The organism is Lwoffella lincolnii (assembly GCF_002014765.1).
Lineage (GTDB): Bacteria > Pseudomonadota > Gammaproteobacteria > Pseudomonadales > Moraxellaceae > Psychrobacter > Psychrobacter lincolnii.
Genome location: NZ_MUYT01000012.1, coordinates 32,172 through 49,651, shown reverse-complemented (window position 1 = coordinate 49,651; position 17,480 = coordinate 32,172). Strand labels below are relative to the sequence as shown.

The following is a 17,480-nucleotide window of genomic DNA, read 5'->3' as shown; positions in this document are numbered from 1 at the left end:
TTTTACCTGTGTATTCGTCCATTATTGTCAATTATTATCAACAGCTCACTTTATTATAGCTGAAAAAAAGCACCCATGTGGGTGCTTTGATGACGTTATGCCTTTATGATATATGCCTTTATGATAAAAGACGTCTTATGTATAAAGAACTTCGATGATTTCATATTCCACCACACCGCTGGGTGTCTCGATGCGAGCTTCGTCCCCTTTTGATTTGCCAATCAAACCCCGAGCGATGGGTGAGTTGATGGAAATTTTATTGGCTTTGAAATCAGCTTCATCATCACCAACAATCTTGTAGCGTTTTTCTTCTTCAGTATCCACGTTTTCAATCACAACGGTTACCCCAAACACCACTCGTCCCTCTTGTGGCAGGCTGGCAGGGTCAATGATTTGAGCCCCGCCAAGTTTGGCTTCGATGTCACGAATGCGAGCTTCACAAAACCCTTGTTGCTCACGGGCGGCGTGGTATTCGGCATTTTCTTTTAAATCACCATGTTCACGAGCTTCGGCAATGGCGGCGGTGATGCGTGGGCGGTCAATGGTTTTTAGCTGTTTGAGTTCTGCTTCTAAAGCAGCGTAACCTTGGGGTGTCATGGGATAGCGTTGCATAATTCTTCCTTAAAAACATAAATAAACACTGGCAAACGCAAGGTTGCCAGTGTCAATAAATCATCATAATGAACACAAACACACGATATCAATAAAATAATATGCCTATTTTACCGCATCTCCTGGTTTATGCAAGTTGGTTTATGTGAGTTGATTGATGTAAGTCTTGTAACTGATAAACTGCAAACGGTAACTGCACCTGATAGGCGGTGGCGGTGGCTTGGGCTGAACTTAATGTTGTCATATAAAATACTTTACTTTGCAACGCATTGCGACGGATAGATGATGAGTCTTCTTGAGCCTGCTTGCCCTCGGTGGTGTTGATGATGATGTCAATATCACCGTTTTTGATGGCATCTAAGATGTGTGGTCTGCCTTCACGTACTTTATTGATACGCTCGCATTCAATGCCCTGATTGGTCAGATATTCTTGTGTGCCACCTGTTGCCACCAGCTTAAAGCCATAGTCTTTAAACTGCTGGGCAACCTTGGCAAGGTGGGACTTATCACTGTCACGTACTGAGATAAACACAGTTTTGATCTCACCTTCGGTGGGCAAACCAGGAATGGTTTGGTTACCACCAGTCACCGCTTTATAAAAAGCCTCACCAAAGGTCTGCCCCACACCCATCACCTCGCCTGTGGATTTCATCTCAGGGCCAAGAATGGGGTCAACGCCTGGAAATTTGGCAAAAGGAAACACCGCTTCTTTGACCGAATAATGACTTGGCACAATCTCTTGGGTGAAGTTTTGCTCTGCCAAAGTCTGTCCTGCCATACAGCGGGCGGCGATTTTTGCCAAAGACACGCCGATACATTTGGAGACAAATGGCACGGTGCGAGACGCTCTTGGGTTAACCTCTAAGACATAGACTGTTTCACCTTTGATGGCAAATTGCACATTCATCAAGCCGACCACACCAAGCTCTTTTGCCATGGCGACGGTTTGGCGACGCATGTCATCTTGAATGTCATCACTTAATGAGTAAGGCGGAATGGAGCAAGCAGAATCGCCCGAGTGCACGCCTGCTTGTTCAATGTGTTGCATGATGCCGCCAATCACCACCTCTTTGCCGTCCGATACACAGTCCACATCCACCTCAATGGCATCATCTAAGAAATGGTCAAGCAGGACAGGCGCTTCATGAGACGCTTGCACCGCATCACGCAAGTAGCGTTTAAGTTCATCTTCGTTATAGACAATCTCCATGGCACGACCGCCCAAAACATACGATGGGCGTACAACTAAGGGGTAGCCTACTTTGGTGGCTTCTGATATGCCCTCTTCAAAGGATTTAACGATGCTGTTATTGGGTTGTGTCAAACCCAATTTTTGTATCATGTGTAAAAAGCGTTCACGGTCTTCGGCTCGGTCAATGGCATCAGGACTTGTGCCAATGATGGGAACGCCTGCTTGTTCAAGACTGCGGGCAAGTTTTAGTGGCGTTTGTCCGCCATATTGCACAATCACGCCCTTAGGATTTTCGGTGCGTACGATTTCAAGCACATCTTCTAGGGTAATTGGCTCAAAATACAAACGGTCTGATGTGTCATAGTCGGTTGAAACGGTCTCAGGGTTACAGTTCACCATGATGGTCTCATAGCCATCTTCACGCATGGCAAGGGCGGCGTGGACACAGCAATAATCAAACTCAATGCCTTGTCCGATACGGTTAGGGCCGCCACCGATGACCATGATTTTGTCTTTATTTGATGGGTTGGCCTCGCACTCTTCATCATATGTTGAGTACATATAAGCGGTTGATGTTTCAAACTCAGCGGCACAAGTATCCACCCGTTTGTACACAGGATAAATGCCCATGTTCCAACGGGTTTTGCGAAATTGTTTTTCAGACACGCCCATCAATTTGGCAATGCGTGCATCGGAGAGGCCTTTTCGTTTAAGACGGCGTAGTAAATTGGGGGTTAAGTCGCCCATGCCAAGGGTTTTTAGCTGATTTTCTGTATGAACAATGTCCTCAATTTGCACCAAAAACCATGGGTCAATGTTGGTGTCAGCAAAAACATCATCAACCGATAAGCCAAAACGCAGTGCATCAGCGATATAAAAAATGCGTTCTGGGGTGGGGGTTTTGAGTTTGAGTTTTAAGGTGCTGATGATGCTGTCATCATTTTGTTCAAAGTCTAATTGCTCATCAAAGCCTGTCGCCCCTATTTCCAGACCACGCAGTGCCTTTTGCATGGATTCTTGAAAATTACGACCAATTGCCATCACCTCGCCAACTGATTTCATTTGAGTGGTTAGCACGCTCTCAGCTTGGGGGAATTTTTCAAAGTTAAAGCGTGGCATTTTGGTAACCACATAGTCAATGGCAGGCTCAAAACTCGCTGGGGTTTTGCCCCCTGTGATGTCATTTTTTAGCTCATCTAGGGTATAGCCGACGGCAAGTTTGGCAGCGATTTTGGCAATGGGAAAGCCTGTCGCCTTAGATGCCAATGCTGATGAACGGCTGACTCGTGGGTTCATCTCAATCACCACCATACGCCCTGTTTTTGGATTGATGCCAAATTGGACATTTGAGCCACCTGTCTCCACACCAATCTCACGCAACACAGCGATGGACGCATTACGCATGATTTGGTATTCTTTGTCGGTTAAGGTTTGGGCAGGGGCGACGGTGATGGAATCGCCTGTATGTACGCCCATGGGGTCAAAGTTTTCAATGGAACAGACGATGATGCAGTTGTCGTTTTTATCACGCACCACCTCCATTTCATACTCTTTCCAACCGATTAAACTCTCGTCAATGAGCAGCTGATGGGTGGGTGATAAGTCAAACCCACGCTCACAAATCTCAATAAACTCCTCACGGTTATAAGCAATGCCACCCCCAGAACCCCCCATGGTGAATGATGGGCGGATAATGCACGGAAAACCAACCTTAGCTTGAATGGCAAAAGCATCATCCATGCTCTGTGCAATTTCTGCTTTGGGGCATTCCAGACCGATTTTTTTCATGGCTTTATCAAACAGTTCACGGTCTTCGGCTTTTTCAATGGCTTCTTTGGTCGCCCCAATCAGCTCACAGCCATATTTGGCAAGCACGCCATGTTTGTCAAGGTCAAGCGCACAGTTAAGTGCCGTCTGTCCGCCCATGGTTGGCAAAATGGCATCAGGACGCTCTTTGGCAATGATTTGCTCTACCGTCTGCCAGGTAATCGGTTCAATATAAGTGGCATCAGCCATGGACGGGTCGGTCATGATGGTGGCAGGATTTGAGTTTACCAAAATCACCCGATAGCCTTCTTCTTTTAAGGCTTTGCAGGCTTGGGCGCCTGAATAGTCAAATTCACAGGCTTGTCCGATGACAATGGGGCCTGCACCGATGATAAGAATGGATTTAATGTCGGTACGCTTTGGCATGGTGGTTCTCTTTGTTGATAAATTATTGATAATTTTTTTGATTGATAAAATGGGTTAAAAAAGTGTTGCCATCGCTTGTTCTTCTTGACGGATACGCTTAAATAAGACCAGCAAATAAATGGGCAGGCCAATCAATAACACATACCACGCTTGACACAATAAGGCGATGCCAATCAGTTCAGGTATGATGTTTAAAAAATAATTGGGGTGGCGAAATGTTTTAAATAACCACGAACGATTAATTTGATGTTCTGGTAAAATATAGATTTTAACCGTCCAAATCTCCCCCAACTGCTTGATAATCAACGCCAATATCACAAATGAAGCACCTACCATCAGCGTACCAACCAAGGATATGCCATTAAAAGCAGTGTCAAAAAGCCATACCGAGATAAAACACGCCAAATAATAAAGCGTATGAACCACCGCAAGCACCGTGGAATTGGTTTTTCCGTATTGTGTTGCCCCTTTGGCAATCAAGGCTTTTTCATGTTTAATGGAGACGGCTAAAAATAACAGTCTGATGATAAAAAATAGGATTAAAATGCTTAAAATCATTGTCATTGATGTTTTTTCCATTGAAATTGAAAATATAAATCGGATTAATGGTATTTTTAATGAATGATGTTTTAGACTGTCATGCCATATAAACAATTCTCATAAGTCCACGCCACAATCTTGTTATCATCGTTGCTTTCATAAAATGCTGATAATAATGTATGCCATGTTTCAAGTTGATTTTCATTGATATTTAACACGCCACAACCTGCCATGATAAGTTCGTAATTGGTACAAATCATTGCTGTGCGTTTATTACCGTCCCAAAATAATTGATGTCGCATCATATAATACATGGTTTTTAAAATACGATGCGTGTTTGATATGGGTAAGTGATTCAATTCATTTAATGCTTGTTCAACCTTATTTTTAAGCGGAATGTCTGGCACAAAACTCACGCCACTAATGCCAACATTGCCAGTTCTTAGCTCACCCCACGCCAAACTTTCATTGTATGTCACAAAGCCATTGACTTTGCACGCAAATGCCAGGTCAAATTGACTGTCCGATGATAAAATAAATTGCCACGCATTTTTTAGATTTAACAGCACTTGCATGTCATGGGTTGAAATGCCGCTCACACTCATGCCATCAATAATGGTTTTGGTCTGGGGAAAAGTGGTATTGACATTTTCCAAGCGTGACATGCTGTGAATGACTTCAACGATGTTTTTTTTCGCCAAAAACCGATTTTGTTCAAGGCTTAGGTTGAATTTGTCAGCAAACATGATGGGCATATTCATTCAAAAAAATCTTCATCAATTTCACAAATTTCAAGCACTTCTTTGACTTGAATGCCCACTTTATATTTAATCATCAAACCAACCAGCTCTTGCCCATCAATCAGGACAATTCTGCCTAATAATTTTTGAGAAAATCCTTGGGCGGATTTGGTAAATGATGATGTGGTGATAAACACACCCCGTTCCACGCCATTGCCCTGTAATGCCCCTGAAAAGGATTGTAATTCTTTTGAACCAATCATGTTATCACTGGCATATCTTTTGGCTTGAATGTAGATATTTTGAATGCCTAATGGGTCTTGTTTGATGACCCCATCAATGCCACCATCGTGTGATTTGCCAGTATGTTCAAACAAGTTTTCTTTACCGCCATATCCCATGGCAAGCAATAACTTTAATACTGATTTTTCAAAAAATAAAGGCGTGCCTTGTTGCAATTTATTTAACAGTTCAACCGAAATTTCTGTTTCAAGATTTTTAATGGCATTTTTAGCTTGGGTTTCAAAATCCATGTCATCATTATCATCAGTTTTAATGGCGGATTTGCCTGATGATTTTTCTTTATGTTTAATCTCTGCTCTACTTTTTAAATAACTTTTCCAATCAGGTAAATCAGCTTCATCATACAGTTTTTCGCTAATTTCTGTTTTATCTTGCCAAAGCTGTGCCATTTTTAAACCAATGGGTGTGATTTGATAGGTGGCTTTACTGATGCGATTTAAGATGCCTGCTTTGGTTAGAGAGGTGATTGACCAAGCGATGGCATTTTCCACTTTTGGCTGACCATGATTAAAGCGTAGGGTCAAAATTTCCTCAGAAAATTCCCCCAATTGAATGACGCCTTGATAAATCTCTTGGCGTTTACGAACTTTATTATCACCCATCAGTTTTAATGTTAAAGCACGGCATTTATCACGGTATTCACGATTATTAAAATTCATAACAGTTTTCCAAAAGAGCAAGTTATTTTAGATGGTGTATTTCATAAAGCAAATGCACCCAATTTACCGTCCAAAATGTCACTGCCCAAATTCACACTTCCGCCTTTTGCATCTCCATAATAAATCTATCAAACAAAGCTGAACAATCATGCGGGCCGGGGCTGGCTTCTGGGTGTCCTTGAAAGCCAAATGCAGGTTTATCGGTCAACTCAATACCTTGATTTGTGCCATCAAACAGTGAGCGATGCGTGGCTTTAACATTGGCAGGTAAGGTCGCTTCATCAATGGCAAAGCCATGATTTTGTGATGTTATCATCACCGTGCCATCTGCCAAATTTTGCACAGGGTGGTTTGCCCCATGATGCCCTGATTTCATTTTGATGGTTTTTGCCCCACTGGCCAGACCCAATAATTGATGCCCCAAGCAGATACCAAAAGTTGGAATGTCCGTTTGCTCAATGATGTGTCTGATATTGTCAATGGCATAGGTGCAGGCGGCAGGGTCAGCAGGGCCGTTGGAGAGAAAAATGCCATCAGGATTTTTCGCCAAAACCTCGCTAATTGGTGTTTGGGCAGGGACAACCGTCACATGACAGCCCCTATCCACCAGCATGCGTAGAATGTTGGTTTTTGTGCCAAAATCATAGGCTACCACATGAAATTTTTTATCAATGTGTTTGCCAAGCTGTTTAAAATAACCCCCTGTTGGGCTGTCTGTTTTGCCATATTTGGCGGTGGTGGCAGGGTTGTCAGCAAGTTCCCAAGTGCCTTGTGTCCATTCAAATCCTTGTGGGTGGCAGCATTCTTTTGCCAAATCAAGCCCCGTCAAGCCTGCAAACTCTTTGGCAAGTTGCACCGCTTTGTTTTCATCGTCAGCTGTGATGTCCGTGTCGCTGTCTATGGTATAAATACAACCGTGCTGAGCCCCTTTATCACGCAAAATTCGGGTCAGCTTTCGGGTGTCAATTTCGGCGATGGCAACGGTGTCATGGCGTTGTAGAAAGTCGGTGAGTGATTCATCGTTGCGAAAACTTGAACTGATGATGGTGGCATCACGGATAATCAGCCCTGATGCCCAAATGCGATGTTCACTGCCAGACTCGCCGTCTTCGCTGTTGGTGCCTGTGTTGCCAATGTGTGGGTAGGTTAAGGTTACCAGTTGTTTGGCGTAGCTTGGGTCGGTTAGGATTTCTTGATAGCCTGTCATGGCGGTGTTAAATACCACTTCGCCAACGCTACTGCCCATTGCACCAATGCTGATGCCGTGAAAAATTGTACCGTCAGCGAGGGCTAAAATGGCTTTGGTTGTCGCTTTGGTCATATCTCATCTCCCGTTGACGAATAAAGGGGGTAAAAAAATAAAGGGCATAAAAATAGGGTCATCTCAAAACAGGGGCAGTTTATGGTCAGTCATGATTGGTTTGTTTTTTGGTAAATTTTGCTAAAATTTACCCACAAAAAAACGAGAAGACTATAAAAAAAGCAACCCTAATCCAGTATGAATACGTGGACAGGCGGTTTGCTTTTTCATAGGTCAACTCGCTGTTTTAGATTTTGCGTATTATAGCGACAATCACACCTTTTGGCTACCCATCAGACAACTTTTTATTATATGCAATCGAATGCCACAATGACAAACCAATAAACACAATGCCGATACTGCCTGTTACCAGCTCGGGAATGTGAAAACGAGCTGACAACAGCATGATGATTGCCAACGCACCGATGGCATAGTGAGCCCCATGCTCCAGATAAACATATTCGCTCAGCGTGCCTTTATCTACCAAAAAAATGGTCATCGAACGCACAAACATCGCCCCAATCGCCAAGCCTAACATGATGATAATCACGTCATTGGTGATGGCGAATGCCCCAATCACCCCATCAAAACTAAACGACGCATCTAAAATCTCCAAATAAACAAAGCCAACCATGCCCCCCTTTAAAATAGCAGGAGACAGTCCAGCTGTGCCATGATTTTGCTTGCCCGTATTGGCATCAGTGTCATTCTCCGTATGAACATCATGGTTATCATTGCCTTCTAGTAGCGCAGACAGCACTGACACCGCCAAATAAATCAACACGCCCCATACCCCAGCACTGAGCACCACGGCTTGCTTGCTGTCATCTACCAAAGTCAATGACAGCATTAACACACACAATGCCACAAAAATAGCAATGGCATCAACACTGCTAAATTGTAAAAACTGACGCTCAAGCCAAGCAAACCATAAATGTTCTTTATCCCCAAACATGAACTTTAAAAATACCAATAATAAGAACATGCCTCCAAAGGCACTGATTTCAGCGTGGTGAGCATTGAGTTTATCGGCATAAACATCAGGTTGCTTCAGTGCCAACTGCATGACTTCCATCAACCCTAAGTCTGCTGTTACTGCCACAATGACAATGGGAAACACCAATCGCATGCCAAACACCGCAATCAAAATACCCACGGTTAAAAATATCTTTTTCCAAAAAGCATTCCACCCTTTTAGTACCGACGCATTGACCACCGCATTATCAAAAGACAAAGAAATCTCCAATATCGCTAGCATCAGCGTCACCGATAACGCAGTGATAAGCCCTGCCATGCCACCATGAGAAAACCCCCACCAGCTGGCGACCAACAAGCAAATGAGCGTAAAAATGATGTCAAAACCAAAGTGTTTTAGCATAAAAAATCTCGTCAAATAAACTTATAAAATAAATTTGGCAGAATTTTAGCATGACGATATGATAACAAAGATAAGATTTGTTATATATTTTTAAGGAAATCATCATGTTATACACGTTTAAAGACCTTTCACCAACGCTGGCCACCCCATTTAACGGCTGGATAGCACCGACCGCTCGAATCATCGGTGATGTTGCCATCGAGCAAGATGTCAGCGTGTGGTTTGGGGCGGTCATTCGTGGGGATAATGACCACATTCACCTTGGTAAAGGCAGTAATGTGCAAGAAAACAGCGTCATTCATACCGATGTGGGCATACCTGTTAATGTCGGTCGTTATGTGACCATCGGACACATGGCGATGTTACATGGCTGTGAAGTGGGAGATAACAGCTTAATTGGCATTGGTTCGGTGGTGCTGAATCATGCTAAAATAGGCAAAAACTGTGTCATTGGGGCAAAATCGCTGGTTACAGAAAACAAAATCATTCCTGACAATTCGTTGGTCATGGGCAGTCCTGCCAAAGTGGTTAAAACCTTAAGTGAAGAGCAAATCACCATGTTGCAACAATCTGCCAAGCAATACATACAAAAGGCCAGACAGTTTGCTCAGACACTCACGCCCATGCCATCTGACATCATGCCATCATCATCAACATAACATAGCCTAAGCAGGATAACATAAGCCCAAAACCAATGGCTTTAAAAATCCCTGCATCATCATTGTTGCCAGGGAAATTATCCGACCCGAAGACATGAAACAGCTGCATGGCATGCCCGCCAGCATGATTGCCAGCGAACAATCCCAACAGCACGCCCATCACTGCCAAAATGGGGGTAAATAGCCACTGAATTGTTGATATGGTGGTGGTTAAAGAACCAATGACCATCAACATCACGTCAATCAGTCCACCAACCATGCCTAACATCACGCCACAGATAAACGCATAAAACAAATGGTCGGTCACACCTTGTTGTTCTTGTTGTTGGGTGTGGGACTGTCGTCTTCTGGCAGATGCGTTGACCACAGCAGGGCTGTTGCTCACATGTTTAGGCATGGTGGAAGTGGACGGGGTATAAGTAGAGACCGATAGAGCAGAAGCGGATAAAGTAGAATCAGATAACGTGGAAGCCTTTGATTTTGATGTGCTGGGGGCTGTTGAATTCATTAAGCTGGTTGATGCAAAGCTGGTTGATGAAAAGGTGCTTGGTAAAGCCACGATTTTCCCCGTAGGTTGCCCCACAGAGTACTTGATGAATGGTTGATGTGAACGGGTGTCTTTATTTTGTGTAAAATCAATCTCAATGTCGACCATGTCGTTATCAACCATGTTTTTATCAACCATGTCAACAACTGTCGGTAAAATGGGTTGCTCTAAATCGGTAGGATTGTGCTGGGTATGATGGTGGCTGGTGTGGTTTAATGAATTCATGATGTTGAGCGTTTAATCAGTTAGATGATAAATGTTGAGTAATTTGATTGTATCCTATTTGCCAAATGATTTGCTAAATTTTTTGCTAAAAAGTAAGCAGAATTATTTTTTTTGTTGACTAAATTTAATGATTTCTTCTGTTATTATGAATCGTTATGAATACACGATAAAGCGTCTTAGAAAACATCATGTTGATGTTTGCTGATAAAACTGATAAAAGGAGCGCCGTCATGCCAGAAAGACACAAACCGCATTCAAGCTCTGTATTGGCATTGTTTGATTTAGACCACACCATTTTAGACATTGATAGCGACCATGCTTGGGGGGAATATCTGGTTAAAAAAGGGTTGGTGGACGAAGCCAGCTACCGCACCGCCAATCAAGCGTTTTATGAACAGTATGTGGCAGGCACGTTAGATGCCACCGAATATAACGAGTTTGTCGCCCAATTTTTGGCAAGTCTGCCGTTACCTGAGTTGTGTCGCATTCGAGCCGATTATCTGCAAAGTGAAATCTTACCCCATGTTCGCCCACAAGCCCTTAATGCCATGCGTTGGCATCAAGGGCAAGGGCATGACGTGGTCATCATTTCTGCAACCAATGACTTTGTGGTCAGTGTCATTGCCGACGCAGTGGGCGTGTCAGCTGATAAGGTGTTGGCCACCCCACTGGAAATCTGCAACGAACGGTACACAGGCAAGCTCACCGATAAACCCAACTTTCAAACAGGCAAGCTATATCATTTACAAAAATGGCTAGATACCAAGGCAAAAAAAGGCATCACCTTTGATAAAACGTATGCCTATTCGGATTCAAAAAACGACTTGCCATTATTAAAATGGGCGGACGTGCCTGTGTGCATAACTCCTGATGATGTGTTGCAAGCCCATGCCTTGGCTCATGGCTGGGCGGTGGAAGATTGGTCGATTTAGCAAAAGCTTGCCAATTTTGCTACACTATGTCTTTTTTATTTACCCGTTTTTATTTAACCCCCTTTTTATTTGATATTTTGGAATGGCATCATGGAAATCAACAGTTATCAAGAGCAAATCAAAGACTTAAGCCAACGTGGGCAAGCGTTACGGGGGTATCTTTGACATTGCTGGTAAACAAGAGCGGTTAGAAGAGGTGAATTTGGAGCTAGAAAATCCAAATATTTGGCATGACCCTGACCTTGCCACCAAAATCAGTAAAGAAAAAGCCCAGCTAGATGGCGTGATTGATGTCATTGACCAGTTAGACAGCATTTTAGAAGATGCCAAAGCCATGCTAGAGTTAGCAGTAGAAGCGAAAGAAGCAAGCTTGCTAAAAGACGTACAAGCTGAGTTGGACAAAGCCCAAACCCGAGTAGAAGACTTGGAATTTAAACGCATGTTTAATGGTGATATGGACGCTAATCATTGTTATTTAGACATTCAGTCAGGCTCTGGCGGTACAGAAGCCCAAGACTGGGCTCAAATGCTGTTAAGAATGTACACCCGCTGGAGTGATGCTCACGGCTTTAAAGTTGATGTGGTGGAAGTGTCAGATGGTAGCGTGGCAGGCATCAAGTCAGCAACTTTGCATATTAAGGGCGATTATGCCTTTGGTTGGTTGCGTACCGAAACAGGGGTACACCGTTTGGTGCGTAAATCACCCTTTGACAGCAACAATGGTCGCCATACATCTTTTGCATCGGTGTTTGTGTCCCCAGAAATTGATGACAACATCGACATTGACATCAATCCAGCAGATTTACGCATAGACACTTACCGTTCAAGCGGAGCAGGTGGTCAGCACGTCAACACCACTGACTCAGCGGTACGCATCACCCATGAGCCTACAGGCATTGTGGCGGCGTGTCAAAATGAGCGTAGTCAACATGCCAATAAAGACACCGCCATGAAAATGCTCAGAGCCAAACTTTATGAACGAGAAATGCAAAAACGCATGGAAACTCAGCAAGCCTTAGAAGACAGTAAATCTGATATTGGTTGGGGAAGTCAAATCCGCTCTTATGTGCTTGATGATTCACGCATCAAAGATTTACGCACAGGTGTTGAAAGCTTTAACACAGGAGCGGTGCTAGATGGTGATTTAGACCAGTTTATTGAAGCGAGTCTAAAATCAGGGTTGTGAGGCTTGCATATCAGGCAGTGGTGGCAGTTGAGCCAAACTATCTAATCCAAATGCCACCAAAAATTCATCGGTTGTGTGTAATAAGGCAGGGCGACCGATGCTTTCACGATGACCTTTTTCAATAATCCATCTTTTATCAAACAACTGACGCAAAATATGTGACGATACCGTTACCCCACGCACCATTTCAATATCACCACGAGTCACAGGCTGTCTATAGGCAATCACGCTTAAGGTCTCAAGTAGGGCTTGGCTTAAGTTTTCTTGGCGTTGTGGAAAGACTTTTTGGATAATTGGGCTAAATTCGTTGGCGATTTGCAATCGATAGCCTGTGGCGGTGTGTGCTAAAGTCAATGCACCAAGGGACAACCGTTCTTGCAACACCATCAACGCCATGTCCAGCTGATTTTGGCTGATGTTAAGATGTTGGCGTAACTGTTTGGCAGGCATGGGGGTTTCTGATGCGTGCAAAATCGCTTCAATGGCTTTGCTGTGGCTTTGGGCAGATTGGTGTTGTTGGTTAAACGTATGCAATGCAATGGTCAATATTCTGTCCTTATTGAGAGTATGTTATTGAAAGCATATGGTGTTTTTGTCTGTGCTGATTTTAATTAAAAAAAATCTCAATTTAATTTACCCAAATCTTGATTTACCCAGATTAATGTGAAACCATTCATCTCAACCGCATTTTTTTCATCAAGCAAAAATTCAATCATTCGCTGTTTTGCCAGTTCCAAAACTGCCACAAAACTCACCACAATGCCAAGTTTGCCTTGTGATTTATCCAAAATATCAAAAAATGTGCTTTGCCCTTGAGTTGCCAGCATTCGGCTAATCGTCGCCATACGGTCAGCAAGGGGTACGATATCAGCCTTAATATGGTGCATGTGATGATTGGGTTTTAATTGCATTTTAAGCAAACTATCAGTCAGCAGGGTTGCAGGGTAGGGTGGCTGATTGTCTAAATGAGCTTTTGCCAACGCTTCAGGATTGGGCAAACTGGCAAATGCCAAAAACACATCTCGCTCAAGGCGAACCAGTGCGTCTAAACGGCGACTGGCTTCTTTGATTTGGGCGTATGCTTCTAGTCGCTCAATTAGCTCAGCTTTTGGGTCATGCTCATCGTCATTGACATCTGGTTTGGGTAATAGCAATTCTGATTTGATGGCAATCAATGTCGATGCCATCAACAGATAGTCCCCTGCCAGTTCAAAATGGGCTTCGTCCAGCTCTTTGATATATCCAAGGTACTGCTCAGTAATGGGCAAAATGGCAGTTTCGGTGATGTCGAAGTTATTTTTTTTTACCAAATACAACAAAAAATCCAGTGGCCCTTCAAACTGCTCAAGCCAAATGGCAAAGGCTTGTGGCGGAATGTATAAATCTTCAGGCAGTGACTGGACAACAGTTTGATAAAGTCGAATGGATAGATTGGTCATGGGCGGTTTGAACCATTGATGAGCCACAATTAATTTTTTAACTTCGCCAACGGTTTAATGCCAATCGCTCGGCGTGTTTTATCCAGTTGTTTTCGGCTATGGCGACGTGCTTTTTCTGCCCCCATTTGTAAGATGTGTTCTAATTCTTTAGGGTTTGCCATTAAATGATGGTAACGCTCACGAAATGGGGCAATCTCATCATTGATTTTGTTAAATAAAATCTCTTTGGCTTCACCCCACCCAATGCCTTGCTCAAAATGATGGCGTAATTGGGCAATCTCATCTGCCGTGGCAAACGCCTTATAAATCTCAAAAATCGTGCTGTCATTGGGGTCTTTGGGTTCTTCGGGCAGTTGTGAGTTGGTAACAATTCGCATCACTGCTTTTTTTAGGGCTTTTTCGCCATCTGTGTGTGGATTGTCGCCAAATAGTGGAATGGTGTTGCCATAGCTTTTGCTCATTTTGCGGCCGTCTAAGCCTGTTAATAATGGCATGTTTTCATCCACCACAGCGGTGGGCAAGGTAAACAACTCGTTGTATTTAAAGTTAAATGTGCCAGCGATGTCACGAGCCATTTCAATGTGTTGTACTTGGTCTTTACCAACAGGAATGTGGGTGGCGTTGAACATCAATATGTCTGCTGCCATCAACACAGGATAACCAAACAAGCCCATGGTGATGCCATGGTCAGGGTCAACATCAGATTTATCAGCATTGGCATCGACAGTGGCTTTGTAAGCATGGGCTCGGTTCATTAGCCCCTTAGCACAACTGCAGTTGAGTATCCACGCAAGCTCAGGAATTTCTGGTATGTCAGATTGGCGATAAAACGTTACTTGCTCAGGGTCAAGTCCACACGCCAACCATGTGGCAGCAATGGCTTTGGTAGAAGCGTGAATTTGTTCAGGGTCATGGCATTTGATGATGCCATGATAATCTGCCAAAAAGAAAAAGGCATCATCGTGATTTTGTACTGAACGAATGGCAGGGCGAATGGCTCCCACATAGTTGCCCAAATGGGGAATGCCTGTGGTGGTGATGCCAGTGAGAATGCGTTTGCTTGCAGTGGTCATACTATATCTCGTCTCTTAATGTTGTCTTTTAATGTTCCAATATGTCAGTATTTCAGTGTGTTTCTATTGTCTATTGATGGATAAATGCAACACCATCACCGATGGTCAATTATTGATAGCCAATTATTGATAATAATCCGTACCATCAGGTTGGGTTTTATAGCGTTTATGAAACCACATCCATTGCGTGGGGTCAATGCAAATCAAGCTTGCAAAAATGTCATTGATTCGCTGAGCATCTTGGGCTTCATCATCACTTGGATAATCATCTAAAGCAGGGGTAACGCTGATGTGATAATGTGGACGCTTGCCACGAGGCAGATTATCTGGTGTTTGTCGATAAAAATGCAGTACCATGACGGCAGGGGGGGTGGTTTTATTCCCCATCTTGGCTAAGCGACGCTGTGCTGTCAATGTGGCGGCAGGCACACCAAAAAAGTCTGCCATAACCCCTTGTTTTAGCCCATAATCTTGGTCTGGACTGTACCAGATGATGCGACCTTGTTTGATATGGCGAATCAGTTGACGCATGTTGTTATGGTCAATCTGTTGCCCAAAAATCTTACGGCGAGCGTTAAATACCAACCATTCAAATAGGGCGTTGTTCTGTGGTCGATACACGCAATCAATCGGATAAAATTGGCTAAACAGCAGTCCGCCTAAGTCCAACATGGTGTAGTGAGCCCCAAGTAAAATCACCGCTTGGTTGTTTTTTTGAGCCGTCAATAGGTGTTGCATGCCTGATACCGATACGGTACGGGTAAATAGATTGGGGCGATACCATGCCGATAGGCTTTCAAAAATACCAATCCCTTGATTGACAAATACCTGTTTTGCCATTCGTTGATGCTCATCATCTGATTTGTTGGGGAATGCCAACTTTAGATTAACCAAAGTTACCTGACGGCGGCTGCCTGCCAAGGCATAAAACACCCTGCCTAACTGTCTCCCAAGCCAAAACTGCCCACGTAAAGGCAAAAACACACACGGTAATAATAGCGACATGCCCAACCAAATACTCCAATATTGCGGCAATAAAAACCGCCATTCAAATGGCTTTGAGGCTTGTGTTTCAAGCTGTTTATGTGTGTCGATAACGCTTGGCATGTCTGTGATGGTGATTTTTTTAACACGGCTTAGTTGAGTATGTTGAGCGTGTTGAGTGCTTGGAGCATGACTGTCTTGATTGCTGGTTTTTGGGTAATGTTGTTGAGGTGCTTGCATGGTATTGCTCTTTTTATCAGACAGTTTATCAGACAGTAAGACCAAGTGGGTTATTGCGGTTGTCCAGTCAGCTCAGTTAGCCCAGTCAAATCAATTATCCACACTTCAGACTGTGAGCCAAGTCGCAAGGGCAAATGCCAAAAGCCATAGCCAGAAGACACCAGATAATGCCCTTGTCCAATTTGTTCGTATCCATAGCCAATGCGGTTGATGGCTTGTACTATCAAATTGGCAGGGAATATTTGCCCATTGTGGGTGTGTCCAGATACTTGTAAATCAATCGGTAACGCTTGGTGTTGTTCAATCTGAGTCGGACGATGGTCCAACAAAATCACAGGCTCACGCACGTTGGTGTGTGCCAATGAGTCTTGTGTATTGGCACGGTCTGAGTGATGGTCATCATAGCGACCGACCAGCCAAATGCGATCTTGTTCGTTGAGATTTAAGGACATCACCTCATCAACCAGCAGATGTATGCCAGTGTTGCGAACGGCTTGACTGATTCCTGCTTCATCTTGATAAAGGTCATGATTCCCTAGGCTGGCAAAGACTCCCAACGGCACACTATTCACCACTTGTTCAAGAGCAGGCTGCATGTTCTGCTTGGTATAGGCGACGATGTCATCGTCCATGATATCGCCTGGTATCAATAGCATGTCGGCTTGTTGTTCTTTTAATATCTGAGCCAAACGCCCAAGCTCATTAACCCCAACCCGATTGCCCAAATGCAAATCGCTGACCATCGCCACACGCAACGGCTGTGATAAGGGTTTATCAATCTGTATTGCCAAATGCTTGACCACAGGGGTGTATGCGTTATGATGGCTTAGCCAAAACAACCCCACAAAACTGGCAACTGCCACCATTTTACCAACCAGCATTTTTTTACCAACCAGCATTTTGCTGACAGTGTTCGCCTTTGTGGTTGCTTTTTTTGTTGATTGTTTGTCAATTTTTGTTAATTTTCTGTCAATGTGCTTAACCAACTGATGGGCAATGATTGCAAACACAGTGGCAAATTGGGCGTATAACATCACCACCAACAGATAACTCAACCAACGAAAGCCAAATGGAATGATGCCTGACATGGCAAACACAACACACACATTCAGACATGCCAAAAGTCCCCAAAACAGCACACGCCATCTATGGGGGTTGTTAAGCTTGTTGATGCCCAGTAACCAAAGCAATTCTTTAATGGTCAAATAGCCAAACAGCTCAACCAGTAAAATCACCCCACCGATAAACAACCAACGCATGCCATGCCCCTTAAATCAA

At 43.7% G+C, this 17,480-nt stretch carries 16 protein-coding genes; 3 read left to right on the top strand and 13 right to left on the bottom strand.

Annotated features, from left to right (window positions below; all coding sequences use genetic code 11):
• Positions 1 to 135: 135 nt before the first annotated feature.
• The 7 genes from greA to B0682_RS07900 all read right to left on the bottom strand — a co-directional run bounded on the left by greA (position 136) and on the right by B0682_RS07900 (position 8,917).
• Positions 136 to 612, bottom strand: coding sequence for a transcription elongation factor GreA (gene greA, locus B0682_RS07930; RefSeq protein WP_078308038.1), 477 nt, complete (start codon positions 610 to 612; stop codon positions 136 to 138).
• A gap of 127 nt (positions 613 to 739) precedes the next feature.
• Positions 740 to 3,997 carry a carbamoyl-phosphate synthase large subunit gene (carB, locus tag B0682_RS07925; RefSeq protein ID WP_078308037.1) on the bottom strand — a complete coding sequence of 1,086 codons (3,258 nt, stop codon included), beginning with the start codon at positions 3,995 to 3,997 and terminating at the stop codon, positions 740 to 742.
• Between the two features lie 54 nt (positions 3,998 to 4,051).
• The gene (locus B0682_RS07920; protein ID WP_078308035.1) at positions 4,052 to 4,561 is read right to left on the bottom strand and encodes an isoprenylcysteine carboxyl methyltransferase family protein; all 510 of its coding nucleotides are present in this window, start codon (positions 4,559 to 4,561) and stop codon (positions 4,052 to 4,054) included.
• Positions 4,562 to 4,626: 65 nt separating this feature from the next.
• Entirely contained in the window at positions 4,627 to 5,298 is a 672-nt protein-coding gene (locus B0682_RS07915; RefSeq protein ID WP_205760124.1) for a Fic family protein, read from the bottom strand.
• Positions 5,295 to 6,239 (bottom strand): restriction endonuclease, encoded by a 945-nt coding sequence (locus tag B0682_RS07910; protein WP_078308034.1) that lies wholly within the window; start codon positions 6,237 to 6,239, stop codon positions 5,295 to 5,297. Before B0682_RS07910 ends, B0682_RS07915 begins: the two co-directional genes overlap by 4 nt.
• Positions 6,240 to 6,330: 91 nt before the next feature.
• Complete coding sequence (gene carA, locus B0682_RS07905) at positions 6,331 to 7,560, bottom strand: glutamine-hydrolyzing carbamoyl-phosphate synthase small subunit (protein WP_078308032.1); 1,230 nt, start codon at positions 7,558 to 7,560, stop codon at positions 6,331 to 6,333.
• Positions 7,561 to 7,825: 265 nt separating this feature from the next.
• Positions 7,826 to 8,917, bottom strand: a complete 1,092-nt coding sequence (locus tag B0682_RS07900; RefSeq protein ID WP_078308030.1) for a DUF475 domain-containing protein — start codon at positions 8,915 to 8,917, stop codon at positions 7,826 to 7,828.
• Between the two features lie 104 nt (positions 8,918 to 9,021).
• On the opposite strand from B0682_RS07900, the gene B0682_RS07895 reads away from it, so the two are divergent.
• Positions 9,022 to 9,576, top strand: coding sequence for a gamma carbonic anhydrase family protein (locus tag B0682_RS07895; protein WP_078308028.1), 555 nt, complete (start codon positions 9,022 to 9,024; stop codon positions 9,574 to 9,576).
• Here B0682_RS07895 and B0682_RS07890 read toward each other — a convergent pair.
• Positions 9,554 to 10,348 (bottom strand): hypothetical protein, encoded by a 795-nt coding sequence (locus B0682_RS07890; protein ID WP_078308026.1) that lies wholly within the window; start codon positions 10,346 to 10,348, stop codon positions 9,554 to 9,556. The genes B0682_RS07895 and B0682_RS07890 overlap by 23 nt on opposite strands.
• Positions 10,349 to 10,578: 230 nt before the next feature.
• Here B0682_RS07890 and B0682_RS07885 point away from each other — a divergent pair, with 230 nt between their 5' ends.
• Together B0682_RS07885 and prfB are read left to right on the top strand one after the other, a co-directional pair.
• Entirely contained in the window at positions 10,579 to 11,280 is a 702-nt protein-coding gene (locus B0682_RS07885) for an HAD family hydrolase (RefSeq protein ID WP_078308133.1), read from the top strand.
• A gap of 90 nt (positions 11,281 to 11,370) precedes the next feature.
• A protein-coding gene (gene prfB / locus B0682_RS07880) for a peptide chain release factor 2 (protein WP_143823328.1) occupies positions 11,371 to 12,466 on the top strand; the annotation gives its coding sequence in 2 pieces (ribosomal slippage) (positions 11,371 to 11,442 and positions 11,444 to 12,466; 1,095 coding nt in all).
• Here the strand turns inward: prfB and scpB are convergent.
• From scpB to B0682_RS07855, 5 genes are all read right to left on the bottom strand, one after another.
• Positions 12,455 to 13,006 (bottom strand): SMC-Scp complex subunit ScpB, encoded by a 552-nt coding sequence (scpB, locus tag B0682_RS07875; protein WP_411350818.1) that lies wholly within the window; start codon positions 13,004 to 13,006, stop codon positions 12,455 to 12,457. The two genes, prfB and scpB, sit on opposite strands and share 12 nt — an antisense overlap.
• An 83-nt stretch (positions 13,007 to 13,089) precedes the next feature.
• Entirely contained in the window at positions 13,090 to 13,905 is an 816-nt protein-coding gene (locus B0682_RS07870) for a segregation and condensation protein A (RefSeq protein WP_078308130.1), read from the bottom strand.
• A gap of 29 nt (positions 13,906 to 13,934) precedes the next feature.
• The gene (gene trpS / locus B0682_RS07865) at positions 13,935 to 14,978 is read right to left on the bottom strand and encodes a tryptophan--tRNA ligase (protein ID WP_078308022.1); all 1,044 of its coding nucleotides are present in this window, start codon (positions 14,976 to 14,978) and stop codon (positions 13,935 to 13,937) included.
• A 123-nt stretch (positions 14,979 to 15,101) separates the two neighbouring features.
• Positions 15,102 to 16,085 (bottom strand): LpxL/LpxP family acyltransferase, encoded by a 984-nt coding sequence (locus tag B0682_RS07860; RefSeq protein ID WP_169832910.1) that lies wholly within the window; start codon positions 16,083 to 16,085, stop codon positions 15,102 to 15,104.
• 167 nt (positions 16,086 to 16,252) lie between these two features.
• Complete coding sequence (locus B0682_RS07855; RefSeq protein WP_078308018.1) at positions 16,253 to 17,461, bottom strand: metallophosphoesterase; 1,209 nt, start codon at positions 17,459 to 17,461, stop codon at positions 16,253 to 16,255.
• Between the last annotated feature and the right edge of the window lie 19 nt (positions 17,462 to 17,480).

Excerpts from the sequence above, each read along its gene's own strand:
- B0682_RS07890 (WP_078308026.1), bottom strand. The coding sequence starts at position 10,348 with ATGAATTCATTAAACCACACCAGCCACCATCATACCCAGCACAATCCT.
- B0682_RS07870 (WP_078308130.1), bottom strand. The coding sequence starts at position 13,905 with ATGACCAATCTATCCATTCGACTTTATCAAACTGTTGTCCAGTCACTG.
- B0682_RS07900 (WP_078308030.1), bottom strand. The coding sequence starts at position 8,917 with ATGCTAAAACACTTTGGTTTTGACATCATTTTTACGCTCATTTGCTTG.
- B0682_RS07855 (WP_078308018.1), bottom strand. The coding sequence starts at position 17,461 with ATGCGTTGGTTGTTTATCGGTGGGGTGATTTTACTGGTTGAGCTGTTT.
- carB (WP_078308037.1), bottom strand. The coding sequence starts at position 3,997 with ATGCCAAAGCGTACCGACATTAAATCCATTCTTATCATCGGTGCAGGC.
- carA (WP_078308032.1), bottom strand. The coding sequence starts at position 7,560 with ATGACCAAAGCGACAACCAAAGCCATTTTAGCCCTCGCTGACGGTACA.
- B0682_RS07920 (WP_078308035.1), bottom strand. The coding sequence starts at position 4,561 with ATGACAATGATTTTAAGCATTTTAATCCTATTTTTTATCATCAGACTG.
- B0682_RS07860 (WP_169832910.1), bottom strand. The coding sequence starts at position 16,085 with ATGCCAAGCGTTATCGACACACATAAACAGCTTGAAACACAAGCCTCA.
- B0682_RS07895 (WP_078308028.1), top strand. The coding sequence starts at position 9,022 with ATGTTATACACGTTTAAAGACCTTTCACCAACGCTGGCCACCCCATTT.
- B0682_RS07910 (WP_078308034.1), bottom strand. The coding sequence starts at position 6,239 with ATGAATTTTAATAATCGTGAATACCGTGATAAATGCCGTGCTTTAACA.
- B0682_RS07885 (WP_078308133.1), top strand. The coding sequence starts at position 10,579 with ATGCCAGAAAGACACAAACCGCATTCAAGCTCTGTATTGGCATTGTTT.
- greA (WP_078308038.1), bottom strand. The coding sequence starts at position 612 with ATGCAACGCTATCCCATGACACCCCAAGGTTACGCTGCTTTAGAAGCA.
- trpS (WP_078308022.1), bottom strand. The coding sequence starts at position 14,978 with ATGACCACTGCAAGCAAACGCATTCTCACTGGCATCACCACCACAGGC.
- B0682_RS07915 (WP_205760124.1), bottom strand. The coding sequence starts at position 5,298 with ATGAATATGCCCATCATGTTTGCTGACAAATTCAACCTAAGCCTTGAA.